The organism is Streptomyces sp. V4I23 (genome assembly GCF_030817975.1).
In the GTDB taxonomy this organism is placed as follows: Bacteria; Actinomycetota; Actinomycetes; order Streptomycetales; family Streptomycetaceae; genus Streptomyces.
This window is the reverse complement of record NZ_JAUSZW010000004.1, coordinates 1787107-1807168: the sequence shown is the minus strand read 5'-3', so window position 1 is coordinate 1807168 and position 20062 is coordinate 1787107. Positions and strand designations below refer to the sequence as shown.

General features: G+C 72.8%; 20 protein-coding genes and 2 pseudogenes. 10 read left to right on the top strand and 12 right to left on the bottom strand.

The window, feature by feature from the left end:
- Position 1: 1 nt before the first annotated feature.
- Positions 2-715, top strand: coding sequence for a hydrogen peroxide-dependent heme synthase (gene hemQ, locus QFZ82_RS10395; protein ID WP_177151804.1), 714 nt, complete (start codon positions 2-4; stop codon positions 713-715).
- A gap of 281 nt (positions 716-996) precedes the next feature.
- Here hemQ and QFZ82_RS10390 read toward each other — a convergent pair whose 3' ends face one another.
- The 6 genes from QFZ82_RS10390 to QFZ82_RS10365 all read right to left on the bottom strand — a co-directional run bounded on the left by QFZ82_RS10390 (position 997) and on the right by QFZ82_RS10365 (position 7774).
- Complete coding sequence (locus QFZ82_RS10390; RefSeq protein WP_307712889.1) at positions 997-2616, bottom strand: alpha/beta hydrolase; 1620 nt, start codon at positions 2614-2616, stop codon at positions 997-999.
- Between the two features lie 118 nt (positions 2617-2734).
- The gene (locus QFZ82_RS10385; RefSeq protein ID WP_307712888.1) at positions 2735-3559 is read right to left on the bottom strand and encodes a TIGR04222 domain-containing membrane protein; all 825 of its coding nucleotides are present in this window, start codon (positions 3557-3559) and stop codon (positions 2735-2737) included.
- Positions 3560-3633: 74 nt separating this feature from the next.
- Entirely contained in the window at positions 3634-4647 is a 1014-nt protein-coding gene (locus QFZ82_RS10380; RefSeq protein WP_307712887.1) for a TIGR04222 domain-containing membrane protein, read from the bottom strand.
- A gap of 5 nt (positions 4648-4652) precedes the next feature.
- A complete protein-coding gene (locus tag QFZ82_RS10375) occupies positions 4653-5984 on the bottom strand; it encodes a DUF692 domain-containing protein (protein ID WP_307712886.1) in 1332 nt (443 codons plus the stop codon).
- 130 nt (positions 5985-6114) lie between these two features.
- A complete protein-coding gene (locus tag QFZ82_RS10370; RefSeq protein ID WP_307712885.1) occupies positions 6115-6888 on the bottom strand; it encodes a DUF4142 domain-containing protein in 774 nt (257 codons plus the stop codon).
- A gap of 151 nt (positions 6889-7039) precedes the next feature.
- The gene (locus tag QFZ82_RS10365) at positions 7040-7774 is read right to left on the bottom strand and encodes a peptidyl-tRNA hydrolase (RefSeq protein WP_307712884.1); all 735 of its coding nucleotides are present in this window, start codon (positions 7772-7774) and stop codon (positions 7040-7042) included.
- Positions 7775-7854: 80 nt separating this feature from the next.
- Between QFZ82_RS10365 and QFZ82_RS10360 the strand changes: the two genes are divergently transcribed.
- The 4 genes and pseudogenes from QFZ82_RS10360 (at position 7855) to QFZ82_RS10345 (ending at position 10198) form a co-directional block, all read left to right on the top strand.
- Complete coding sequence (locus QFZ82_RS10360; protein ID WP_307712883.1) at positions 7855-8532, top strand: AIM24 family protein; 678 nt, start codon at positions 7855-7857, stop codon at positions 8530-8532.
- A 44-nt stretch (positions 8533-8576) separates the two neighbouring features.
- Positions 8577-9246: pseudogene (locus QFZ82_RS10355) on the top strand (ABC transporter ATP-binding protein).
- A pseudogene (locus QFZ82_RS10350) lies at positions 9243-9948 on the top strand (ABC transporter). Before QFZ82_RS10355 ends, QFZ82_RS10350 begins: the two co-directional pseudogenes overlap by 4 nt.
- Positions 9949-9994: 46 nt before the next feature.
- A complete protein-coding gene (locus QFZ82_RS10345; protein ID WP_307712881.1) occupies positions 9995-10198 on the top strand; it encodes a hypothetical protein in 204 nt (67 codons plus the stop codon).
- 18 nt (positions 10199-10216) lie between these two features.
- Here QFZ82_RS10345 and QFZ82_RS10340 read toward each other — a convergent pair whose 3' ends face one another.
- Positions 10217-11104, bottom strand: a complete 888-nt coding sequence (locus tag QFZ82_RS10340) for a polysaccharide deacetylase family protein (RefSeq protein WP_307712880.1) — start codon at positions 11102-11104, stop codon at positions 10217-10219.
- A 194-nt stretch (positions 11105-11298) separates the two neighbouring features.
- Between QFZ82_RS10340 and QFZ82_RS10335 the strand changes: the two genes are divergently transcribed.
- Positions 11299-11811, top strand: a complete 513-nt coding sequence (locus QFZ82_RS10335; protein ID WP_307712879.1) for a cupin domain-containing protein — start codon at positions 11299-11301, stop codon at positions 11809-11811.
- Positions 11812-11952: 141 nt separating this feature from the next.
- Entirely contained in the window at positions 11953-13233 is a 1281-nt protein-coding gene (locus QFZ82_RS10330) for a S1 family peptidase (protein ID WP_307712878.1), read from the top strand.
- Positions 13234-13296: 63 nt separating this feature from the next.
- Here QFZ82_RS10330 and QFZ82_RS10325 read toward each other — a convergent pair whose 3' ends face one another.
- Positions 13297-13824, bottom strand: coding sequence for a MarR family winged helix-turn-helix transcriptional regulator (locus tag QFZ82_RS10325; RefSeq protein WP_307712877.1), 528 nt, complete (start codon positions 13822-13824; stop codon positions 13297-13299).
- A 124-nt stretch (positions 13825-13948) separates the two neighbouring features.
- Between QFZ82_RS10325 and QFZ82_RS10320 the strand changes: the two genes are divergently transcribed.
- Positions 13949-14362, top strand: coding sequence for an organic hydroperoxide resistance protein (locus QFZ82_RS10320; RefSeq protein ID WP_177151791.1), 414 nt, complete (start codon positions 13949-13951; stop codon positions 14360-14362).
- Between the two features lie 22 nt (positions 14363-14384).
- Here the strand turns inward: QFZ82_RS10320 and QFZ82_RS10315 are convergent, their stop codons facing one another.
- The 4 genes from QFZ82_RS10315 to zapE all read right to left on the bottom strand — a co-directional run bounded on the left by QFZ82_RS10315 (position 14385) and on the right by zapE (position 18452).
- Positions 14385-15290, bottom strand: a complete 906-nt coding sequence (locus QFZ82_RS10315; protein WP_373429265.1) for a PPK2 family polyphosphate kinase — start codon at positions 15288-15290, stop codon at positions 14385-14387.
- Positions 15291-15405: 115 nt separating this feature from the next.
- Positions 15406-16764 (bottom strand): alkaline phosphatase PhoX, encoded by a 1359-nt coding sequence (locus QFZ82_RS10310; protein WP_307712876.1) that lies wholly within the window; start codon positions 16762-16764, stop codon positions 15406-15408.
- Positions 16765-16872: 108 nt separating this feature from the next.
- Positions 16873-17301, bottom strand: a complete 429-nt coding sequence (locus QFZ82_RS10305) for an OsmC family peroxiredoxin (RefSeq protein ID WP_307712875.1) — start codon at positions 17299-17301, stop codon at positions 16873-16875.
- A gap of 35 nt (positions 17302-17336) precedes the next feature.
- Positions 17337-18452, bottom strand: coding sequence for a cell division protein ZapE (gene zapE / locus QFZ82_RS10300; protein WP_307712874.1), 1116 nt, complete (start codon positions 18450-18452; stop codon positions 17337-17339).
- On the opposite strand from zapE, the gene QFZ82_RS10295 reads away from it, so the two are divergent.
- Together QFZ82_RS10295 and QFZ82_RS10290 are read left to right on the top strand one after the other, a co-directional pair.
- A complete protein-coding gene (locus QFZ82_RS10295; RefSeq protein WP_307712873.1) occupies positions 18451-19233 on the top strand; it encodes a pyrimidine reductase family protein in 783 nt (260 codons plus the stop codon). The two genes, zapE and QFZ82_RS10295, sit on opposite strands and share 2 nt — an antisense overlap.
- Positions 19234-19524: 291 nt before the next feature.
- Positions 19525-19995: an indole-3-glycerol phosphate synthase gene (locus QFZ82_RS10290; RefSeq protein ID WP_307712872.1), complete on the top strand. Its 471-nt coding sequence runs from the start codon at positions 19525-19527 to the stop codon at positions 19993-19995.
- The last annotated feature ends 67 nt before the right edge of the window (positions 19996-20062 follow it).

The window sequence follows — 20062 nt, the reverse complement described above, 5'->3', positions numbered from 1 at the left end:
TATGAGTGCGCCCGAAAAGATCCCGAACGCAGGCAAGAAGGCCAAGGACCTCAACGAGGTCATCCGGTACACGCTGTGGTCCGTCTTCAGGCTTCGAGATGCGCTGCCCGAGGACCGCTCCGGCTACGCCGACGAGGTCCAGGAGCTGTTCGACCAGCTCGCCGCCAAGGACGTCACCGTGCGCGGGACCTACGACGTGTCCGGGCTGCGCGCCGACGCCGACGTGATGATCTGGTGGCACGCGGAGACCGCGGACGAGCTCCAGGACGCGTACAACCGCTTCCGGCGCACCCGTCTCGGCCGCGCACTCGAGCCGGTCTGGTCGAACATGGCGCTGCACCGCCCCGCCGAGTTCAACAAGTCGCACATCCCGGCCTTCCTGGCCGACGAGACGCCCCGCAACTACGTCTCGGTGTACCCCTTCGTGCGCTCCTACGACTGGTACCTGCTCCCCGACGAGGACCGCCGCCGGATGCTCGCCGATCACGGCAAGATGGCCCGTGGCTACCCGGACGTGCGCGCCAACACGGTGGCGTCGTTCTCGCTCGGCGACTACGAGTGGATCCTGGCCTTCGAGGCGGACGAGCTGTACCGGATCGTCGACCTGATGCGCCACCTGCGCGCGTCCGAGGCCCGTATGCACGTGCGCGAGGAGGTCCCGTTCTACACGGGCCGCCGCAAGAGCGTGGCGGATCTGGTGGCGGGGCTCGCGTAGTCCCGCAGAATCCCGACGGCGAGGTTTCCCAGCGTTCTACGCGGAAACCCAGCCGTCCACGACCGGGCTCACGGGCCCGGTCGCCTCGGCCGGGCCACGACCCGGTCACCTCGGCCGGGCCCGTGGAAACCGACCACCGGCAGGGACCGTCAACGGCCCCTGCCCTGGTCAGCCACGACTCGGTCACCTCGGCCGGGCCCGTGGAAACCGACCACCGGCAGGGACCGTCAGCGACCCCTGCCCTGGTCAGCCACGACTCGGTCACCCTCTGACCCGGAAGATCAGACGGCGTGCGGCAGCTTCCGCTGCTCCGCGTGCCGGTCCAGCGACACCGGGTCCGGCTCCGGGTGCGGCGCGCACGATGCGCGCCGCACCGGCGTCTTCCCGTGCAGCAGGTAGTCCTCCAGGTACGCGTTGACGCACGCGTTGTTCCCGCCGCCGATGCCGTGCGTGCCCGCGTCCTCCTCCGTGATCAGCACCGAGCCGCGCAGCCGCCGCTGCAGCTCCAGCGCCCCTTCGTAGGGCGTCGCCGCGTCCCGCTCCGCCGCCAGGATCAGCGTCGTGGGCAGCGCGCCCCGCGCCGTGCCCACATCCACCGGCTGCTGCCGGGGCGCCTGCCAGAACGCGCACGGCAGGTTCATCCACGCGTTGTCCCACGTCTCGAACGGCGCGATCCGTGCGAGCCGCGTGTTGTCGCGGTCCCAGGTCTGCCAGTCCTCGGGCCACGGGGCGTCGTTGCACTCCACCGCCGTGTAGACGGCGTTGGCGTTCTCCGCCGCCTTCTCGGTGCCCTGCTGCGGGGCGGCCTGGGCGATCAGCGGCTTCGGGTCGCCCTTCAGGTACGCCGACAGCGCCTTCGCGCGCAGCGGCCAGTAGCCGTCGTGATAGGCCACGCTCAGCAGCGCCGCGTGGAGCTGCCCCGGGCCGACCTTGCCTCCCGCGGGCTTCGCCGCCAGCGCGGCGCGCACCCGTTCGTGACTGCGGGCGACCTCCTGCGCAGTGGCGCCCAGCTTGTACGTGGCGTCGTGCTTGGCCACCCAGGCACGGAAGTCGGCCCAGCGGCTCTCGAACGCCAGCGACTGACCGAGGTTGTTGCGGTACCAGATCCTGCTCGGGTCGGGGTTGACCGCCGAGTCGAACACCATGCGGCGCACCTGGCGCGGGAACAGGGTGGCGTACAGCGCGCCGAAGTACGTGCCGTACGACGCGCCCATGAACGTCAGCTTCTTCTCGCCGAGCGCCGCGCGCAGCACCTCGAGGTCGCGCGCGTTGTTGAGCGACGTGTAATGGCGCAGCGCCGCACCGGCCTTGCGCGCGCAGCCCCGCGCGTACGCCTTCGCCTGCGCGATGCGCTCCAGCTTGTACGCGAGGGAGGGATGCGTCGGCGCCTGCGTAGGCGCCCGTACGAAGTCCGCCGGGTCCTGGCAGGACAACGGGGCGGAGCGGTCGACGCCCCGGGGCGCGTAACCCACGATGTCGTACGCCCGCGCGATGTTCTTCCACTCGGGCAGCTCGGCCGCCATGGGGAAGGACATGCTGGACGCGCCGGGGCCCCCGGGGTTGTAGACGAGCGCGCCCTGCCGCTCGGCCGGCGGGCCGCTCGCCCGTACCCGGCTGACGGTCAGCGTGATCTGACGGCCCGACGGATTCGCGTAGTCCAGCGGCACCTCGACCGTGCCGCAGGTGACCGGCTCGGCCAGGTCCTCCTCCTTCGGGCAGGCGCCGAAGACGATGCCGGCGGCCGCGGCGCGCTCGGCGGCCACCGCGGTTCCGCGGGCCTCGGCGTACGCGGGAGAGGCACCGCCGGTCGGATGGACGGCGCCGGCCGGAGGGGCGGTGAGTGTCGTGAGGACCAAGGAACCGAGGCCCGCCACGGCTCCGAACTTCGCAACTGTTCTCATCGCGTTCCCTTCGTGCACGTGCGGCGGCCCGACGGCCGCGGGACGAAAGGATCCTTTGTGGGGCGGTTGACGTTGTAAAGCACCGATGTGTGTCGCGTGTCGGCCCCGATGGCCGGAATCAGCGGATCCGGTCGGCTGTCCGGCCGTTCGTGAACGCGGCCCGCAGTTGCGGATCGTCGAGTGCGCAGATCCCGTGAACGGCGACCATGGTGAGCTGAGCACGTTCACCTGCGCCGGACGCGGCGTGTTCGGCGGCCCGGTCGGTGAGGGAGTCGAGCAGCCGGTTGCCGGCGGGGGAGGCCCAGCCGAGGTAGTCGTGCACCTCGAAACGCGCTATAGCCAGACAGCCCAGCGTCATGACGAGCGGCGGCGCGAACCACGCCACGACCGGACCCGGCTGTTGTCCCTGAGAGAGCGTCAGCACGGCCCCGGCAGCCAGCACCACGGTCAGGACGCTCGCCGCGCGGACGGCACGGATCGCGGAGACCACGGGATTCCTGGCCGTGTCGGGGACGGCGAGCCCGGCGCGGACGAGCCGGTCGGCGAGAACGCGTACGGCATCGGCGGCGGACACGGCCGTCCGTACCGCCGCCGTGCGGGCCTGACCCGAAGGACCTATCGCGCCGATGACCGAACGCTCCAGGTCGTTCTCGCCGTCGGGATCCACGACCGTCGCCCAGCCCGTGTGCGCCAGCAGCAGCCGGCGCCCGCGGTGCATCGACACGAGCGTCAGCTCGGTGACCCGCTGCGGACCGCCGGCCAGGAACGCGGCCTCGGGGAGCGTGAGCTCGTACGCGCCGCACACATCGGCGCCGGCCTCGCCGCGGGCCTCCTCGGCTCCCTCGTCCAGGTGGTGGGGCGCGTCGGCCGCGGCCAGGCACAGCCGCAGACAGCTGACGGCCGCGACGGCCCAGGCCAGGAGGACGAGGATGAGCCAGAGCATGGGCGAGTTCTACGCGAGGAGTGGGCGTCGCGCCACAGGCTGTTCGCCATATGGACGCGCCGGTGACGCACCTGTCAGGAGCTGCTGGACGATCCGCAGCTGGAACCGGAGGAGCTTCCGCAGCTGGAACCGGAGGAACCTCCGCAGCTGGAGCCGGACGAGCCGCCGCAGCCCGAACCGCCGCTGCCGGCCCCGCAGCCCGAACCGCCCGAACCGCCGCTGCCGGCCCCGCAGCCCGAGCCGGAGTCCGAACTCGCGCACCATACGGGCTCCGAGCAGGCTGCGGAATCGTGCCCGGCGTACGCGGTGTGCGACACCGTGGAGCGCGAGCCGCGGCCGAGCCGGGCGGCGCCGGTCAACTGGGCCCGCAGATGCGGGTCGGGGAGCGCCCCCACCCCGCGGAGTGCGACGAACGCGACGACTCCCGGGGCGGCGTGGGCGTGCGCGGCACTGTAGGAGCGCAGGGCGCGGCGGCCCTCCGGGGCGACACGACGGCCCGCACGGTTGGCCTGGCTGAAGCCGATCACCACGCCCGGGATCAGGGCGGGCAGCGCGGTCAGGACGAACGGCAGGCCGACCGGCTTGTGGCCGGAGTCCATGAACTGCACGGCGGTCGCGAGAACCGCGAGGGGCAGACAGATGACGCAGAGGATGCCCTGGGTCAGTCCCCAGGCGGAGAGGCCGCTGTGCTGCCGGGGAGGCGTCATGAGCCCGCGGGCGGCGAGGACGTGGCCGATCTCCTGCACGGCGGGGCTGCGCATGACGTCCTGCCGCACGACGTGGAGCGCCCCGCTGGGAGCGGTGGTCAGTGCCCGGAACACCTCGCGCTCCACAGGGTCGTGCACGACCTGGCGCACCGTCGTGACCACGCCGAGGCCGCCGACGACGATTCGGCCGTCCGTGTGCAGCGCGGCAAGCGCCGCGTCGGCGACGCGGGCCGGGCCGCCCGCGAGGAAAGCGGCCTCGTAGGGGTGGTGGATGCGTGCGTCGCCGTGCGAGGCGCTGCGGAGGGCGGCAGAGACCTTGACGATCAGCAGCGCGGAGGAGAGTCCGACGGCGAGGTAGAGGGCGAGGGCGAGGAGGGGCATGGGGCTCACCTTCCGATTCCGGCGAGAGCGTTGCGCGCGGCGCGGGCGAATCGTACGGCCCGCCGCGGGGGCTCGGGCGCGGCGCGCTCCTGCCACCAGAGGGTGAGCCGTCGCCGGACGGCGGCGTCCTCGGGGCGGCCGGTGGCGAGGAGGTGCTCGACGAAGTCGAGCGCGTCGCGCCGGTAACCGGCGTGCATGGGGCGGTTCCTGGCGTACGAGAGGAACGCGGGGCGGTAGGCGTCGCCGAGGATCCCGGGCAGTTCGGGCGCGACCTTGCCGACGACGTCGGCCCGCTTGGCCAGGAGCGCCCTGCTCTGCACGCGCAGCCGGCGCGGGTCGAACCCCTCGGGCGCGGGCGTCCCCGCGACCAGGGCGGACGCCAAGGCGGCCTGCCCGATCGCCACCCGCTCCCGCGCGGCGCCGCGGTTGTGCGGCGGGACGGTGTCGCCTTCGCGCGCGTCACCGTCCCGCGCGCCGCCGCCGTCGGGCTCGGCCCGCTCGGGCGCGGCGGGCCCGGGCGTCATGCGGAGCGTCTCGCGGATCCTGGACAGCTCGGACGACAGGGCCTTCGGCGGAGGGAAGTCGTCGTCGCGTTCCAGCAGCACCCCCGGCGGGCACACCCTCGCGCGGAGGTCCGCGAGCACGTCCAGGACCGGCTGCGTCACTGAGTGCGCGTGGGTGTCGTGCCACACGCCGTCCCGCTCGACGCCGCCCGCCACGTGCACGTACGCGATCGCCTCCACCGGAAGCGCGTCCAGCGCCGCCGAGGGGTCCTCGCCCCGGTTCACACGGTTCGTGTGCAGGTTCGCGACGTCGATCAGGAGCCGGACGCCCGTCCGCTCGACCAGCTCCGCCAGGAACTGGCCCTCCGTGAGCTCCTCGTCCGGCCACGCGATCAGCGCCGCGATGTTCTCCAGCGCGAGCGGCACCGGCAGCGAGTCCTGCGCGATGCGCACGTTCTCGCACAGCACGGACAGCGCGTCCCACGTGCGCGGCACCGGCAGCAGGTGGCCCGCCTCCAGTACCGGCGACGCGGTGAGCGGGCCCCCGGCCCGTACGAACGCGATGTGCTCAGTCACCAGCGGCGCGTCCAGGGCCTCGGCCCGCTCCGCCAGGTCGGCGAGGCGGCGCGCCGACGGCCGGTCGGCGCCCCCGAGGCCGAGCGAGACGCCGTGCGGGACGATGCGCGTGCCGCGCTCCCGCAGACGGGTCAGCGAGGACGGCAGGTGCCCTGGGCAGACGTTCTCCGCGACGACCTCGACCCAGTCGACGCCGGGCAGGCGCTCCACCGTCTCCGCGATCTCCGGCCGCCAGCCGATTCCGATGCCGAGTTCCATGAGTCCCCCTCCTCTGCCCGACAAGCCTCTGCCTGACATGTGATGTGCAGAGGTCATGGCCCCGTCAGGCACGGGTGAATCCGAAGAGGGGGACGTTCAGAGCTTCATCTGAGGTTCCGCCGGAGATGCCTCATCCGGCCGGCGGCACCTCGGGACGGTTCGTGTTCACCGTGCCCGGCGCCCCGGGCGACGGCTGTGACGTGACGGACACCTCGCCGGTCGGCTGCGCGGGCGCGGGCGCGGGCGGCAGGTTCCCGTCCGGCGGGGGCGGACCGCTGGGGCTCGCCGTCGCGTTGCCCGCCGCCTCGTTCGCGATCGCGTCGAAGTCGACCATCCCGGTCGCCTCCAGCATGGTGATGTGGTCGAGCACCGTCTGGTTGGCGTCGCTGGCGAGCTGGCGTATCAGCGCGTTGCGGGTCGTGTGCCGGACCTGCGCGATCGCTGAGAAGACCTTGCCGTGCGCGTTGCGCAGCAGGTTGGCGAACTTGCGCTCGTACTCCTGCCCGCTCGCCGCGGACAGTTCCCGAAGCCAGCCCTGCTGCTGCTCCGTGGGCTGGTTGGGCAGTTCGACGCCGAGCTTCGCCGCCACGTCCCGCGCCCGCCGGTCCAGGTCGGTGTGGCCCACGATGAGGTGGTCGCCCGCGTCCTTGATCGCCTGGCTCGGCGCCCGCTCGATGGCCTGCTGGCCCGCGGGCAGCTCCCACAGGCCCGCCAGCCGCACCTTCACCAGCAGGTCCCGGTCAGCCGCCGAGAGCGGGCCCCACTGTGTCGCGACGGTCGAGGCGTTGAGGTTCGCCTGTCCCGTACCGGAGCGGTCGGCGTAGGACCAGACGGGAAACGCCAGCGCGCCGACCGTGACGACGAGAGCCGCGATGATGAGTGCTGTCCCGTTGATGCGCCGCAACAATGTGCCTCCAGAGCCGATGCGTGAAACGGCAGCCGAAACCGCCCCACTACTGACTGGCCGGTCAGTCCTCCGGCCGTTCCGCCGGTCGAACCTAGCCGGTCGACCTACTTGGCGGTACTGGGGGATACGCATCCGGGGGCCGGGATGTTCAGCCGCGCAGCGCCGGATGATCGGCGATCACCGTGCACGAGCCCGGAGCGATCTCCGTGAACCCCGCGTCGCGCACCACCGGCAGTCCGCTGTCGGTGAGCGCCCGCCAGTGTGCCGGATCGGCGGTGCGCACCGACAGGCGGTGGCCGGCCGTCCGCCACGCCTTGCGGTCCGTCTCGGAGAGCTCCCACCAGGCGAGTTGGGCACCGTGGCCGGCCTGGGCCATCGCCTTGCCGGCCGACATGTCCAGGTCCGGGCTCAGCCACAGCACCGGACCGTCGAGGTCGGGGTCGGCGGGCGGCGCGGGATCGTCGAGATCGGTGCCGGACACCTGCAGCTTGGCGAGTTCCTTCGGCCAGCCGTCGAGCGGGACGGGAGGGAAGACCCGTACCTCCGCCCGCTCGCCGGTCACGGTGATGCCCGGCAGCGTGCACGCCCGGCGCCACTCCGCGCCGCGCGCCCGGCGCACCACCTTGCGGATGCGCGCGTCCTGCCAGTCCCGCATCGCCCGGGCCCATTCGCCCTCGCCCACGGACCGCTCGTCGCCGAGGATCTCCAGGACGGCACGCGCCGCTGTCTCCAGCGCGTCGGTGCGGGTGGGCGGTTCGGCCTTCTCGATCCGTACGACCAGCGGCAGGACGAACTGCGGTGCCGCATCGCGCAGGCGGTTCTCGTGCCGGAAGGGACTGTCCGCGGGCCGGGCGGGCTCGGTGCCGGTGTTCTCGCTGCTCACCCGATCAGTGTGCCAGCCGCCACGCCGGGATACTTTGGGGCAGTTGGCGGAACCAGTGGCTCCGGGCGACGATGCCTGTCATGAAGAGCGATCTTTTCAACGGCGACAACATGGCGCAGCCGGCGACGGTGCCGGGGATGACGTTGCAGAACGCCAAGTCGGTCAAGTACGCGGTCAACGGGGAGATGCACGCGCGCCAGGGCTCGATGATCGCCTTCCGCGGCAATCTCCAGTTCGAGCGCAAGGGCCAGGGCATCGGCGGCATGCTCAAGCGAGCCGTCACGGGCGAGGGCCTGCCGTTGATGGCGGTGCGCGGCCAGGGCGAGGCGTGGTTCGCGCACGAGGCGGCGAACTGCTTCATCGTGGACATCGAGCAGGGCGACGCGCTGACCATCAACGGCCGCAACGTGCTGTGCTTCGACGCGACCCTGTCCTACGAGATAAAGACGGTGAAGGGCGCCGGCATGACGGGCGGCGGCATCTTCAACAGTGTCTTCACCGGCTACGGGAAGCTCGCGGTCATCTGCGAGGGCAGCCCGATCGTGATCCCCGTCACCCACCAGCAGCCGGTGTTCGTGGACACGGACGCGGTCGTCGGCTGGAGCGCCCACCTGAGCACCTCGCTGCACCGCTCGCAGTCCATCGGATCGATGATCCGCGGAGGTTCGGGCGAGGCGGTCCAGTTGAAGCTGGAGGGCGAGGGGTTCGTGATCGTCAGGCCCAGCGAGGCCACTCCGCAGAAGGCGGCGCAGAGCTGAGGCTGCAAGGAGTCGGCCGCCGTTACGGCCTCGCAGGTCCGTGGGTGCTGCGCGGCGTCGACCTCGACCTCGCCCCGCGCACCCTGGTCCGTGTCGAAGGCGCCAACGGCAGCGGCAAATCGACACTGCTCAGGCTGCTCGCCGGTATCGACGCACCGACCCCAGAAGGTCGCCGTCGCCCAGGCGCTCCTCGCCGGGCCGGAGCTGCTGGTGCTCGACGAGGCGTGGACCGGACTGGACACGGCGGCCCGACAGGAACTCGACCGGGCGGTCGCCTGGGGGCGCCCCCAGGCGAAGCCCTGGGGGATTGTCGTGGCGGGGGCGGCGGTCGTGTTCGTCGACCACGATCCGCGCCGGCCGGCGGGCGCGGTCGATGCCGTGCACGCCGTACGGGAGGGCCGACTGGCGCCGGTCGTACCGCGGTCCGCCGACGGGCCGCCGGGGCCTCGCACCCGGATCGTGGCGGTGGGGCACACCGGGCGCGGCGGCGCCCGGGGCCTGCCCGGCGCGCCCGACAGCGCCCCGGGCCAGGACGGCGCCACGGTGTTCTCCGTCGCCGCCGCGCACTCGGACGCACTGCTCCGGGCGCTGCTGACGTCCCGGCCGCCGTGGCACATCCGCCGGCTCGACCCACCGAACGCGCCCGCTCCGAAGCCGGCCGCCGCCACGGGAGACCCCCGCACACACACGACCACGGGTCACGGCACACCATGACCGCCCTCTTCGGCTATCAGGCCGCTCTCCTGCTGCGCTCCCAGCGCTGGCTGCCGCCCGTGCTGCTCTACGGCATCACCCTGACCGTCGGCGTGCAGGGCGGCAGGCCGGTGCCCGACGCGCTCGGCTGGACGGCCGCCGCGCTCCTGCCGGTCACCGCTTGGCTGGTGCGCGTCTGCGCCACCCAGGAGCCGCCCGCCGCGCGCGCCGTCACGGCCGCCGCCGCGGGTCCGCCGCGGGCACACCTGTCGGCCCTGCTCGCCGCCGTGGCCTGGGCGGGGGCGATCGGCGCCGTGGCGACCGGGGTCGTCGCGCTGATCAGCGACGCGAGAAGCGCCGACCACAGGGCCGTGGTCCCCCTGCTGCCCGCCGTGGCCGCCGGGCTGCTCGCGTGCGCGGTGAGCGTCCTGGTCGGCGCTGCGGTGGGCGCGCTGTGCACCCGGCCCGTGCTGCACCCGGCCCGTGCTGCACGCGCGCGGCTGGTCGCTGCCGGCCACCGCGACGGCGGCGCTGCCGGCCCTGGTGACCACCGGCTCACCCGCCCAGCACGCGGTGAGCGTCCTCGTCACCGGCTCGCGGACGGGGACGGTCCACCTGCCGGTGCCCGCCCTGCCGGCCGCGGCGCTGCTCGCGGCCGCTGCGGCCGCGATCACCTGCCTGCTGTGCTCCCGGCGGGGTGCTGACGGGGGACCCGCGGCCTAGAAGCAGGGACCCGCGTCGCCCCCGGCCGCGGACTACAGTCGTACGTATGGACGAGCACGAGCCGTACTGCGAGACCCCGACCGACCACGGAACCGCCGCCGGGCCGGCCGCGGACGCGGCACCCGGCGAGGAGTTCGCCGAGTGCGTGCTGTGCCGCGAGCCGACCGAGTATCCCGCGTCCGTCAAGGGCGCTCCGCTGTGCCCCGTCTGCGAGTGGCGAGAGGCCGAGAAGTCGGCCTGCTCCGGCTGACCCGGGGCGGCGGACGCGCTACGAGGGGCGCATCAGCTCCGAGACCTTCACGAAGCGGTACCCGCGGCGGCGCAGCTCCGGGACGATCCGGCGCACCGCCTCCTCGGTGACCGGCGCCGCGCTGCGCGTGCAGTGCATGACCACGAGCGATCCCGGCCGCACGCCGGCGAGGACCTGCGCGGCGACGGCGTCCGCGTCGGTCGCGAAGGCGTCGCCGCTGACGACGTCCCACTGCACCGCGGTGACCTCGGCGGGCGCGATCGCGCGCAGCGCGCCGTCGTCGTAGCAGCCGCCGGGGAAGCGGAAGTACGGCACCGCGTTGCGCACCCCGGCCTTCTCGAACGCCGTGAAGGCGCGTTCCACGTCCGCGCGCATGTCCTTCGCGGCGACGGCCGGGAGCCCGTAGCAGTCGGGCGTGAAGGCGTGGTGGCTGTAGGAGTGGTTGGCGGTCTCGAAGAGCGGGTCCGTGCCGATGGACCTCGCCTGCGCGGGGTACTCCTCGGCCCAGCGGCCGGTCATGAAGACGGTGGCGGGAACCTTCAGCGCGCGCAGCGCCGCGATGAGCCCCGGGTTGTCGAAGCGCTCGCCCCGTGCGGCGCGCGGGCCCTGATCGGCGGTCATGTCCGCGTCGAAGGTGAGCGCGACGGTCTTGGGGGCCGTGGCGGCCGGGGCCGCCGCACGCCGGAAGACGGGCGTCAGCCCGTGCGGCCCGGGGGCGAGGGTCGGCGCCTTCGGCCGCTGCCGCGCGTCCGGTTCGCGGGGGTTGCCCGGCTGGGGCGACGCGGCGTCCGGGCCGGAAGCGGTGGGGGAGGCAGACGCCCCGAGCACGGCGGCGTGGGGATCGGCGCCGGAGGAGGTGTCGGGGTCGGTGCCGCATCCGACAAGTACGGCACCCAAGGCGGCCATGGCCGCATATCGTCGTGCAGAAGTGGTCACTGGCGGAAAATATATGATCATCGGCCCGATGGGCCGTCAGGAAGACTCCTGCGTCAGTGTTGCTTTCGCGGCAGAGCGTTCGGCTCTGTCCGTTGCACCGTGCAATGATGCCTCCGGCTCGTTCCACGGTCCGCCGCGCGGATCTCGCGTTCAGGAGGAATGGCATGACCCCGCCCCCCACGGCCGGTGTGCTCGCCACCATGCAGGACCTGCTCGCCGTGCCGGAGGGCCGGGGCGGCGCCGTGTGGCGGCTGGATCCGGCCGCCCGCCAGCTGGACGCCAACGTCATCCGGGTCCCGCCCGGCGACAGCGTCGCGCGCCATGTCGAGCCCGACCTGGACGTCCTGCTGTGTGTGCTCGCCGGGAGCGGCGAACTCACCGTCGGCGACAAGGCCCAGCGGCTCGGGCCCGGCTGCGTGGCCTGGCTGCCCCACGGCACCGAGCGCGCCCTCGCCGCCGGGCCGGACGGGCTCGTGTACGTGACGGCGCACCGGCGGCGGCCCGGTCTCTCCATCAGGCCGGCGGAGGCCGGCACTCTTCGCCGGGCAGCGGAGGGCGGCGAGTCCGCCTGCCTGCTCCACCGGATCTGCCCCGGCTGCGACCGTCCCGCCGAGGACATCGGCGCACGGTACTGCAGCCGCTGCGGCACCGAACTGCCTTCTGCGGAAGGAGTCTGACGCCTCGTCGACCCGTGGAACGGGTCCTTCACGACGGCCGTCGATGAGCACAACGCCCGCCTCCTCCGTATCAAGGGTCGGACGCGTCCCCCGGTTCCCTTCGGCAACCGGATTCCGTACCCCCCCGCAGGAGGCAGCGAGTTGAGTCACAGGCGAATACCCAAGCGAAAGGCCGTGCTTGCAGGAGCCGGGGCGGTGGGCATCGCCGCGGCGGCCGTTCTGCTGCCGCACGCCAACGCGTCGCAGTCGGATTCCGGCGCCGACGCGGCCCCCAGGGCGATGAGCGCCGCTTCCGCCCAGGACCTGCTGTCGCGGCTGGGCCCCGAACTGGGCGACGCGTACGCGGGCGCCTACTACGACGCGGGAAAGAAGCAGCTCGTCGTCAATGTCGTCGGTGACGACGACGCGATGGGCCAGGTCAACGAGACCGGCGCCGTGGCCAGAAGCGTCGAGAACAGCATGGGCGAGCTGAAAGCCGCGGCGAGCACACTCGCCGCGAAGGCCACCATCCCCGGCACGGCATGGGCCGTCGACCCGAGGACCAACCAGATCCTGGTCACCGCCGACCGCACCGTTCTCGGCGCACGCTGGGACAAGCTGGAGTCGGCCGTCGGGTCGCTGGGCTCCGGCACGGCCCGTATCAAGAAGTCGGCGGGCGAGTTCAGGACCTTCCTGGAAGGCGGCGACGCCGTCTTCGGCGGCGGCGCGCGCTGTTCCCTCGGCTTCAACGTGACCACGCAGGACGGTGCGCCGGGCTTCCTCACGGCGGGACACTGCGGTGTGGCCGCCGAGCAGTGGTCCGAGGAGGCCAACGGCGCTCCCATCGGCACGGTCCAGGCCGCGACGTTCCCCGGCGACGGCGACTTCGCGCTGGTCACGTACGACGACCCGGCGACGCAGGCGCCGAGCACGGTCGACCTCGGGAACGGCCAGACGCTGGACATCGTGGGCGTGGGCGACGCGGCGGTGGGTCAGCAGGTGTTCCGCATGGGAAGCACCACCGGCCTCGACGACGGCCAGGTCACGGGCCTGAACGCGACCGTGAACTACCCCGAGGGCACGGTCACCGGGCTGATCCAGACCGACGTCTGCGCGGAGCCGGGCGACAGCGGCGGAGCGATGTTCACCCGCGAAGGACTCGCGATCGGCCTGACATCGGGCGGCAGTGGCGACTGCACGTCGGGCGGCGAGACGTTCTTCCAGCCGGTGACGACGGCGCTTGCCGCGGTCGGCGCGCAGATCGGCGCGGACGCGGGCGGCGCCGGGGGCGGTGACGGCGCGGGTGCCGGTGGCCCGGGCGCGGGTGCCGGTGACGGCGGCGGCGCGCAGGACGCCGGAGGCGCGAACGACGCGGGCGCGGGCAACGGCGCCGGCGACGCGCAGGACGGCGCCGACGACGGGTTCGCCCGCAGGCAGGGCTGACCGCACCCGGCACAGGGGCGGCGGAGCTCCGGCGGCCTTCCGGCCCCCGGAGCTCCGCCGCCCTCAGTCCGTCTCCGGCCCGCCCGCGGCGCAGTCGCCGGCGCCGCCGACCGCCGTGTCCAGCGTCGCGGTCAGCGCGTCCAGCTCCGCGCGCAGCGCCCGCACCCGGTCGAGCGACAGGCCCGTGGCCTCCGCGATCCTGCGCGGCACGCCCAGTGCCCGGTCGCGCAGTGCCTCGCCCTCGGCGGTGGGCCGTGCCGTCACGGAACGCTCGTCCGCCACACCGCGCCGGCGCTCCACGTACCCCGTCGCCTCCAGGCGCTTGAGCAGCGGGGACAGCGTGCCCGAGTCGAGGCGCAGATGCTCGCCGATCTGCTTGACGGGCAGTTCCCCGTGTTCCCAGAGGACCAGCATCACCAGGTACTGGGGGTAGGTGAGGCCCAGGTCCTTCAGGGCCGAGCGGTAGATGCCGTTGAACGCGCGCGCCGCGGCGTGCAGCGAGAAGCAGATCTGGTGGTCGAGGCGCAGGAAGTCCTCGTCCGCCACATCGCACAGTGTGGTGTTCTCCGTGCGTCCGTCGCGTCCGTTCATGCGTCCCAGAGTAGCAAGCCGCGGACGATTGAGTTGTGCACAACTTAATCGTGTGCTTTATTAGTGGGGCGGCCCGCTCCACGGCGGACCGCCACCGCATCACCGGACGAAGAGGGATGGACTCATGGACGCGCTCTACACCGCTGTCGCCACCGCCAACGGCCGCGAAGGCCGCGCCGTCAGTTCGGACGGCCAGATCGACCTGCCGCTCGCGTTCCCCGCGGCCCTCGGCGGCAACGGGCAGGGCACCAACCCCGAGCAGCTGTTCGCCGCGGGCTACGCCGCCTGCTTCGCCAGCGCGATGGGCGCCATCGGCCGCCAGGAGAAGATCGACGTCAAGGACGCCTCGGTGACCGCCGAGGTCTCCATCGGCAAGGACACCGACGGCGGCTTCGGCCTCTCCGTGATCATGCGTGTCGAGCTCCCCGACCACCTCCAGGGCGAGGCGGGCCGCGAGCTGCTGGAGAAGACGCACGCGTACTGCCCGTACTCCAAGGCGACCCGCGGCAACCTGCCGGTCGAGCTCGTCATCGAGTGACCACCGGTCCGCAAGGGCGTGGTCAGGTCCCGGCCAGCAGCCACTCGCGGCACTTCGCCGCGTCGAAGCCGCCCGGCGGGAACCGCGGGTCCATGGCTTCGAGGTGTTCCAGCAGGAGCCTGCTGACCGCCCAGTTGCGGTACCACTTGTGGTCGGCCGGCACGACGAACCAGGGCGCCGCCTGCGTCGAGCACCGTTCCAGGGCGATCTCGTACGCCTCCTGGTAGGCGGGCCACAGGGCCCGTTCCTCCAGGTCGCCCGGGTTGAACTTCCAGTGCTTGGCGGGGTTGTCGATCCGGTTCAGCAGGCGGCGGCGCTGCTCGTCGAAGCCGATGTGCAGGAAGACCTTGACCAGAGTGACGCCGTCCTCGGCGAGCTCGTTCTCGAAGCGGTTGATCTGCCCGTAGCGGCGGGTGAGCCGCTCGCGGGGGACGAGCTCGCGCACGCGGGCGATCAGCACGTCCTCGTAGTGCGAGCGGTCGAAGATGCCGATCTCGCCGGGGTGCGGCAGCGCCCGGTTGATACGCCACAGGAAGGGCTGGCCGCGCTCCTCCGGCGTGGGCGCCTTGAAGGCCTTGATACGGCAGCCCACCGGGTTGAACAGCCCCACGACATGGTTGAGCGTGCCGCCCTTGCCGCTGGTGTCCATGCCCTGGAGCACCAGCAGCAGGCGGCGGCGGTCGCCCGCCGTGGCCGCCGCGTACAGCCGTTCCTGGAGATCGGCGAGGCGCGGGCCCATCAGGGCGGTCGCCGCCATGCCGGCCGCCTTGTCGGGCGGGCCGCCCGGGGTGGCGGACGGGTCGTGGCGGGACAGGTCGACACGGTCGCCCGGCGGGATCCGCAGCAGCTCGCTCAGCGCGACGGGTTGTTGCGGCTCGTCGGTCCCGGCGGTCCGCCCGCGCTGCTTCTTCGCGTCGTCCTTGGCCACCGCGTGCCCCTTCCGCGTCCGTGCGTCTCCCACGATCGTGCGACGCGACGCCCGCCGCCGCGAGCGCGGCGCCGCATGCAGCGGTGCCGCGCCGGCGGGTGCCGGACGGGTCCGGTCAGCGCCAGGGGCCGGTGACCGCGAACGTCGTGCCCGGCGTGTAGCAGTTCACGTACATCGTCCCGCCGTCCGGCGAGAACGCGACGCCCGCGAACTCACCCCACTCGGGCTCCTCCGGGGTGCCGATGTTCTGCGCGTTCCGTGCCATCGGATACACCTCGCCGCGCTGGGTGAGCCCGTACACGTGCTGCGCGCCGTCGCCGTCCTCGCACACCATCAGGCCGCCGCTCGGCGCGAGGCAGATGTTGTCGGGGGACTCGCCCGGCAGTTGGACGTCCGTGTCCGGGCCGAAGACGATCACCAGGGTGAGGCGCCGCCGTGCGGGCTCGTACTTCCACACCTGTCCGTAGTGGTCCGCCGCCGACCCCTCCGCGCTGCGCGCGAAGCTGGACACGAAGTAGACCGAGTTGCCGCCCCAGTAGCACCCCTCCAGCTTCTGGGCGTGGGTGATGCCCCGGGGGCCGAAGTCCTGGAGCCGGATCGGCGTCTGCTTCGCCTGACTGTCCGGTACGGGCACCCACTCGATCCCGTCGAAGCGCGCCCCGGTCTCCTGGATCCCCGACAGGTCGGGCACGCCCGGCACCCGCATCGCCTGAAGCTCACCGCCCGCCCGCAGCGAACCGGTGCCGCCCAACGGCTTGTCGGGCAGGAAGCGGTAGAAGAGGCCGAACGGGCGCTGGAAGGCGTCCTCCGTCTCGTACACGATCCCGCTCGACGGGTCGACGGCGATCGCCTCGTGCTGGAAGCGGCCCATCGCGGTGAGCGGCACGGCACCCGTGCGGCGCGGGTCGGCGCCGTCGACCTCGAAGATGAAGCCGTGGTCCTTGGTGTAGCCGTTGGTGCCGGCTCTGTCCTCGGTCTCCTCGCAGGTGAGCCAGGTGCCCCACGGGGTGGGACCGCCCGCGCAGTTGACCGCGGTACCGGCGATGGCGACCTGCTGCGACAGCACGTTGTTGCGGCCGTCCAGCTCCAGCGCCGTACACCCGCCCTTGCCCATCGGGTCGTAGGTCAGGCCCTCGACGGCCGGCACGGGGATCCGGGCGGTGTGCCGGTTCTCGTGGTTGCGGACGAGGTGGACGCGGCCGCGGCGGCCGGCGAAGGCCGCCATGCCGTCGTGGTTGCTCGGCACCCTGCCCTGCCCGAGGCTCAGTTGGTCGCCTTCCCTGGACAGGACCTTGTAGCGGAAGCCCTTCGGCAGATCGAGCAGGCCGTCGGGATCGGGCACCAGCGGGCCGTACTCGCCGTGGCCGCGGGCGGCGGCCGTGCCCGCGAAGAGTTCGGAGAACGCTCCGGTGAACGCGATACCCGCGCCGACCGCACCGGCACCGGCCAGAACTTGACGTCGTGAAGCGGTCATGAGGCAGCAACTCTCTGTTGGCGGACAGGAGATGTGACCCGCATGTGTGTATCACGCAGACGGTCGTCGCGTAACCATGCGGGCCACTGTGCCTGGTGGTGCTCCTGCTCAGCCCAGCTCGGCGGTGAGCGTGATCGTCGTGCCTGTCAGCGCCTGGCTCACCGGGCAGTTCGCCTTGGCGTCCTCGGCGGCCTTGGCGAAGGCGGCCTGGTCCAGGCCGGGGACCGTGCCCACGACGGTCAGGTGGATGCCGGTGATGCCCTCGCCGGGCTGGAAGGTCACATCGGCCTTGGTCTCCAGGCGGGCCGGCGGCGTGCCGGCACCCGCGAGGGCGTGTGAGAAGGCCATGTTGAAGCAGCTGGAGTGAGCCGCTGCGATCAGCTCCTCGGGGCTGGTGCGCCCGCTCTCTGCGGGCTCGGTCCGTGCCGCCCAGGTGACGGGGTACTCGCCGATGCCGGAGGAGTCGAGAGAGACGACGCCCTTGCCTTCGAGCAGGCTGCCTTCCCAGACGTTGTGGGCCTGACGCGTGGTGGCCATGATGGTTCCCTTCAGATCGGGTTTACCGCCCCAACCTACTGCGCCACCAAGGCCTTCGCGTCCCGCGCCAGTGCGGTGAGCCGGGAGATCGCCCGGAAGTACTTCTTCCGGTAGCCGCCGTTCAGCATCTCGTCACTGAACAGCCTGTCGAACGGCAGGCCCGAGGCGAGCACCGGGACCTCCCGGTCGTACAGCCGGTCGGCGAGGACGACGAGCCGCAGCGCGGTCGACTGGTCGGGCACCGGCTGGACGTCGGTGAGGCACACCGCCCGCACCCCGTCGGTCAGCGCGCCGTAGCGGCTCGGGTGGACCCTGGCCAGGTGCTCCAGCAGGTGCGGGAAGTCGTCGAGAGAGGCGTCCCGGGTCGCGTACGCGGCCTTGGTGACCTGCTCGTCGGAGTACGGGGGAGGGGCCTCGGGCAGGCCGCGGTGACGGTAGTCCTCGCCGTCGATCCGCAGCGGGCGGAAGTGCGCGGACAGGCCCTGGATCTCGCGCAGGAAGTCGGCGGCGGCGAACCGGCCCTCGCCGAGCTTGCCGGGCAGCGTGTTCGAGGTCGCGGCGAGCGCGACGCCCGCGTCGACCAGCTTGCCGAGCAGCGTGGAGACGAGGACGGTGTCGCCCGGGTCGTCGAGCTCGAATTCGTCGATGCACAGCAGCCGGTGTCCGCTGAGGGTCCGGACGGTCTGCTGGAAGCCGAGCGCGCCGACCAGGTTCGTGAGCTCGACGAACGTGCCGAAGGCCTTGAGCGCGGGTTCGGCGGGGGTGGCGTGCCAGAGCGAGGCGAGGAGGTGGGTCTTGCCGACGCCGTACCCGCCGTCGAGATAGACCCCGCGCGGCGCGGCGGGCGCCGCGTTCTTCGGGGCCCTGGAGAACCAGCGCCGCTTGCCGCCGCCCGCGGCGTGCGCACCGACGAGGCCGGACGCGAAGTCGCTCAGCACCTTGACGGCCTCGACCTGGCTCGGCTGCTGGGGATCGGGGACGTACGTGTCGAAGCGCACCGCGTCGAAGCGCGGCGGCGGCACCATCTCGGCGACCAGACGGTCGGCGGGGACGTGCGGCTCGCGGGCGCAGAGCGACAGGGGCGCGGCTTCGGTTATCGGGCTGGTCGGCACAGTACCCAACTGTAAGGGCCATGTAAGACTGCACAGCATGCGACGCCTGTTCCCTGTGACCGACCAGACACCGCCCGCCGACGTCCGGGAAGACCGGGAGTGGTCGCTCGACGAGTTGGCCGACGCCTACGCGTACCCCGCCGGCGAGGAGCGGGAGGGCGCCTGGCTGCGGGCGAACATGGTCTCCTCGCTCGACGGCGCGGCCCAGCACGACGGCCGCTCGCAGCCCATCTCCTCCGACGCGGACATGCGGATCTTCGGCACCCTGCGGGGTCTCGCCGACGCCGTCGTCGTCGGCGCGGAGACCGTACGGCTCGAGGGCTACCGGCCCGCCCGTGCCCGGGAGGCCTTCGCCGACCGCAGGACCGCGGCCGGCCAGGGGCCCGCGCCCGCGATCGTCGTGGTCAGCGCCTCGCTCGGTCTCGACTTCTCCCTGCCGCTGTTCACAAAACCGCTGGTGCCCACGCTCGTCCTGACCGGCGCCGCCGCTGCCCCGGACCGGATCAGGGACGCGGAGAAGGCGGGGGCGGAGGTCGTCGTCGCGGGCGACGGGCCGGGTGTCGAGCCCGCGAGGGCCGTGCGGGCACTCGCCGAGCGCGGCCTGGTGCGGCTGCTGACGGAGGGCGGACCCCGCATGCTGGGCCAGTTCGCGGCGGCCGGGGTCCTGGACGAGCTGTGCCTGACGGTGTCGCCGACGATGACGGTGGGCGACGCCCAGCGCATCGCCGGCGGCCCGGCGCTCCCGGACCCGGCCCGCTTCGCCCTGGCGTCGGTCCTTGAGGAGGAGGGCTTCCTCTTCACCCGGTACCGGAAGGTGTAGGGGCCGTCCCGGGGCCGCCCCCGACCGGGCCGGATGGCGCCGGGCCCGAGGTCGCCCCGACGGGCTCGGCGTGGAGACCAGGGGTGTGAGGCCCGCCCCGCGCGGGCAGCCGTAGTCGGCGCAGCGGTGGCGGACAGGGGCGCGAGGGCGGCCGTCGCGCGCCGGTGGCGCACGCTCGGTGGTGGCAATCGCGGAATTTATCGTTCCGCTTAGCTTCCGAGGGGCACACTTATCTCGCAGACCCCGTGCTGCCACGGGGGAAGGATGGTTTCCGCAGAAGGGCTCCTGAACGTGTTCACAAGCGTATTGATGATCGAGAAGCCCCTGACCTCGGAGGACGTGGAGTTCGTCACCACCCTGCACGGGGACGAGGCCGTCTCTTTCATCGTGCTGATGCAGCCGCGCGGTGACCAGGCCGACGTGCTGCTGCGCGCCATCGACGACGTCGCGCTCGGAGAGCTGAAGGAGGCCGTCCGCGAGGGCGAGGAGCCGGAGGGCGAGGCGGCCAAGGCCCCGGCCCAGCGCGGCCTCGAACTCTCCCTGGCCGCCCTGCGCGCCGCGGGCTGCGAGGCCGTGGGCCAAGTCGTCGAGGACCACCCGCTGGACAAGCTGAAGGCCGTCGTCGACGAGGCCGGGGCGGACGAGGTGATCGTGCTGACCGAGCCGCACTACGTGGAGGAGTTCTTCCACCGCGACTGGGCCTCCCGTGCCCGGCACAAGGTCGGCGTGCCGGTGCTCAAGCTCTTCGCGCACAGCAAGTAGCGGACCGGGGTGCCGCCCGCAGGCAATAGGGTGGGCCCCTGCACGTGTACGCACACCCCGGGAGACA

Bases quoted from the DNA above. Each gene is read 5' to 3' on its own strand.
- hemQ (WP_177151804.1), top strand. From the start codon at position 2: ATGAGTGCGCCCGAAAAGATCCCGAACGCAGGCAAGAAGGCCAAGGAC.
- QFZ82_RS10375 (WP_307712886.1), bottom strand. From the start codon at position 5,984: ATGGAACTCGGCATCGGAATCGGCTGGCGGCCGGAGATCGCGGAGACG.
- QFZ82_RS10305 (WP_307712875.1), bottom strand. From the start codon at position 17,301: ATGGCCACCACGCGTCAGGCCCACAACGTCTGGGAAGGCAGCCTGCTC.
- QFZ82_RS10345 (WP_307712881.1), top strand. From the start codon at position 9,995: ATGGACGAGCACGAGCCGTACTGCGAGACCCCGACCGACCACGGAACC.
- QFZ82_RS10380 (WP_307712887.1), bottom strand. From the start codon at position 4,647: ATGCCCCTCCTCGCCCTCGCCCTCTACCTCGCCGTCGGACTCTCCTCC.
- QFZ82_RS10310 (WP_307712876.1), bottom strand. From the start codon at position 16,764: ATGACCGCTTCACGACGTCAAGTTCTGGCCGGTGCCGGTGCGGTCGGC.
- QFZ82_RS10295 (WP_307712873.1), top strand. From the start codon at position 18,451: ATGCGACGCCTGTTCCCTGTGACCGACCAGACACCGCCCGCCGACGTC.
- QFZ82_RS10390 (WP_307712889.1), bottom strand. From the start codon at position 2,616: ATGAGAACAGTTGCGAAGTTCGGAGCCGTGGCGGGCCTCGGTTCCTTG.
- QFZ82_RS10320 (WP_177151791.1), top strand. From the start codon at position 13,949: ATGGACGCGCTCTACACCGCTGTCGCCACCGCCAACGGCCGCGAAGGC.
- QFZ82_RS10340 (WP_307712880.1), bottom strand. From the start codon at position 11,104: ATGGCCGCCTTGGGTGCCGTACTTGTCGGATGCGGCACCGACCCCGAC.
- QFZ82_RS10385 (WP_307712888.1), bottom strand. From the start codon at position 3,559: ATGCTCTGGCTCATCCTCGTCCTCCTGGCCTGGGCCGTCGCGGCCGTC.
- QFZ82_RS10335 (WP_307712879.1), top strand. From the start codon at position 11,299: ATGACCCCGCCCCCCACGGCCGGTGTGCTCGCCACCATGCAGGACCTG.
- QFZ82_RS10360 (WP_307712883.1), top strand. From the start codon at position 7,855: ATGAAGAGCGATCTTTTCAACGGCGACAACATGGCGCAGCCGGCGACG.
- QFZ82_RS10325 (WP_307712877.1), bottom strand. From the start codon at position 13,824: ATGAACGGACGCGACGGACGCACGGAGAACACCACACTGTGCGATGTG.
- zapE (WP_307712874.1), bottom strand. From the start codon at position 18,452: ATGCTGTGCAGTCTTACATGGCCCTTACAGTTGGGTACTGTGCCGACC.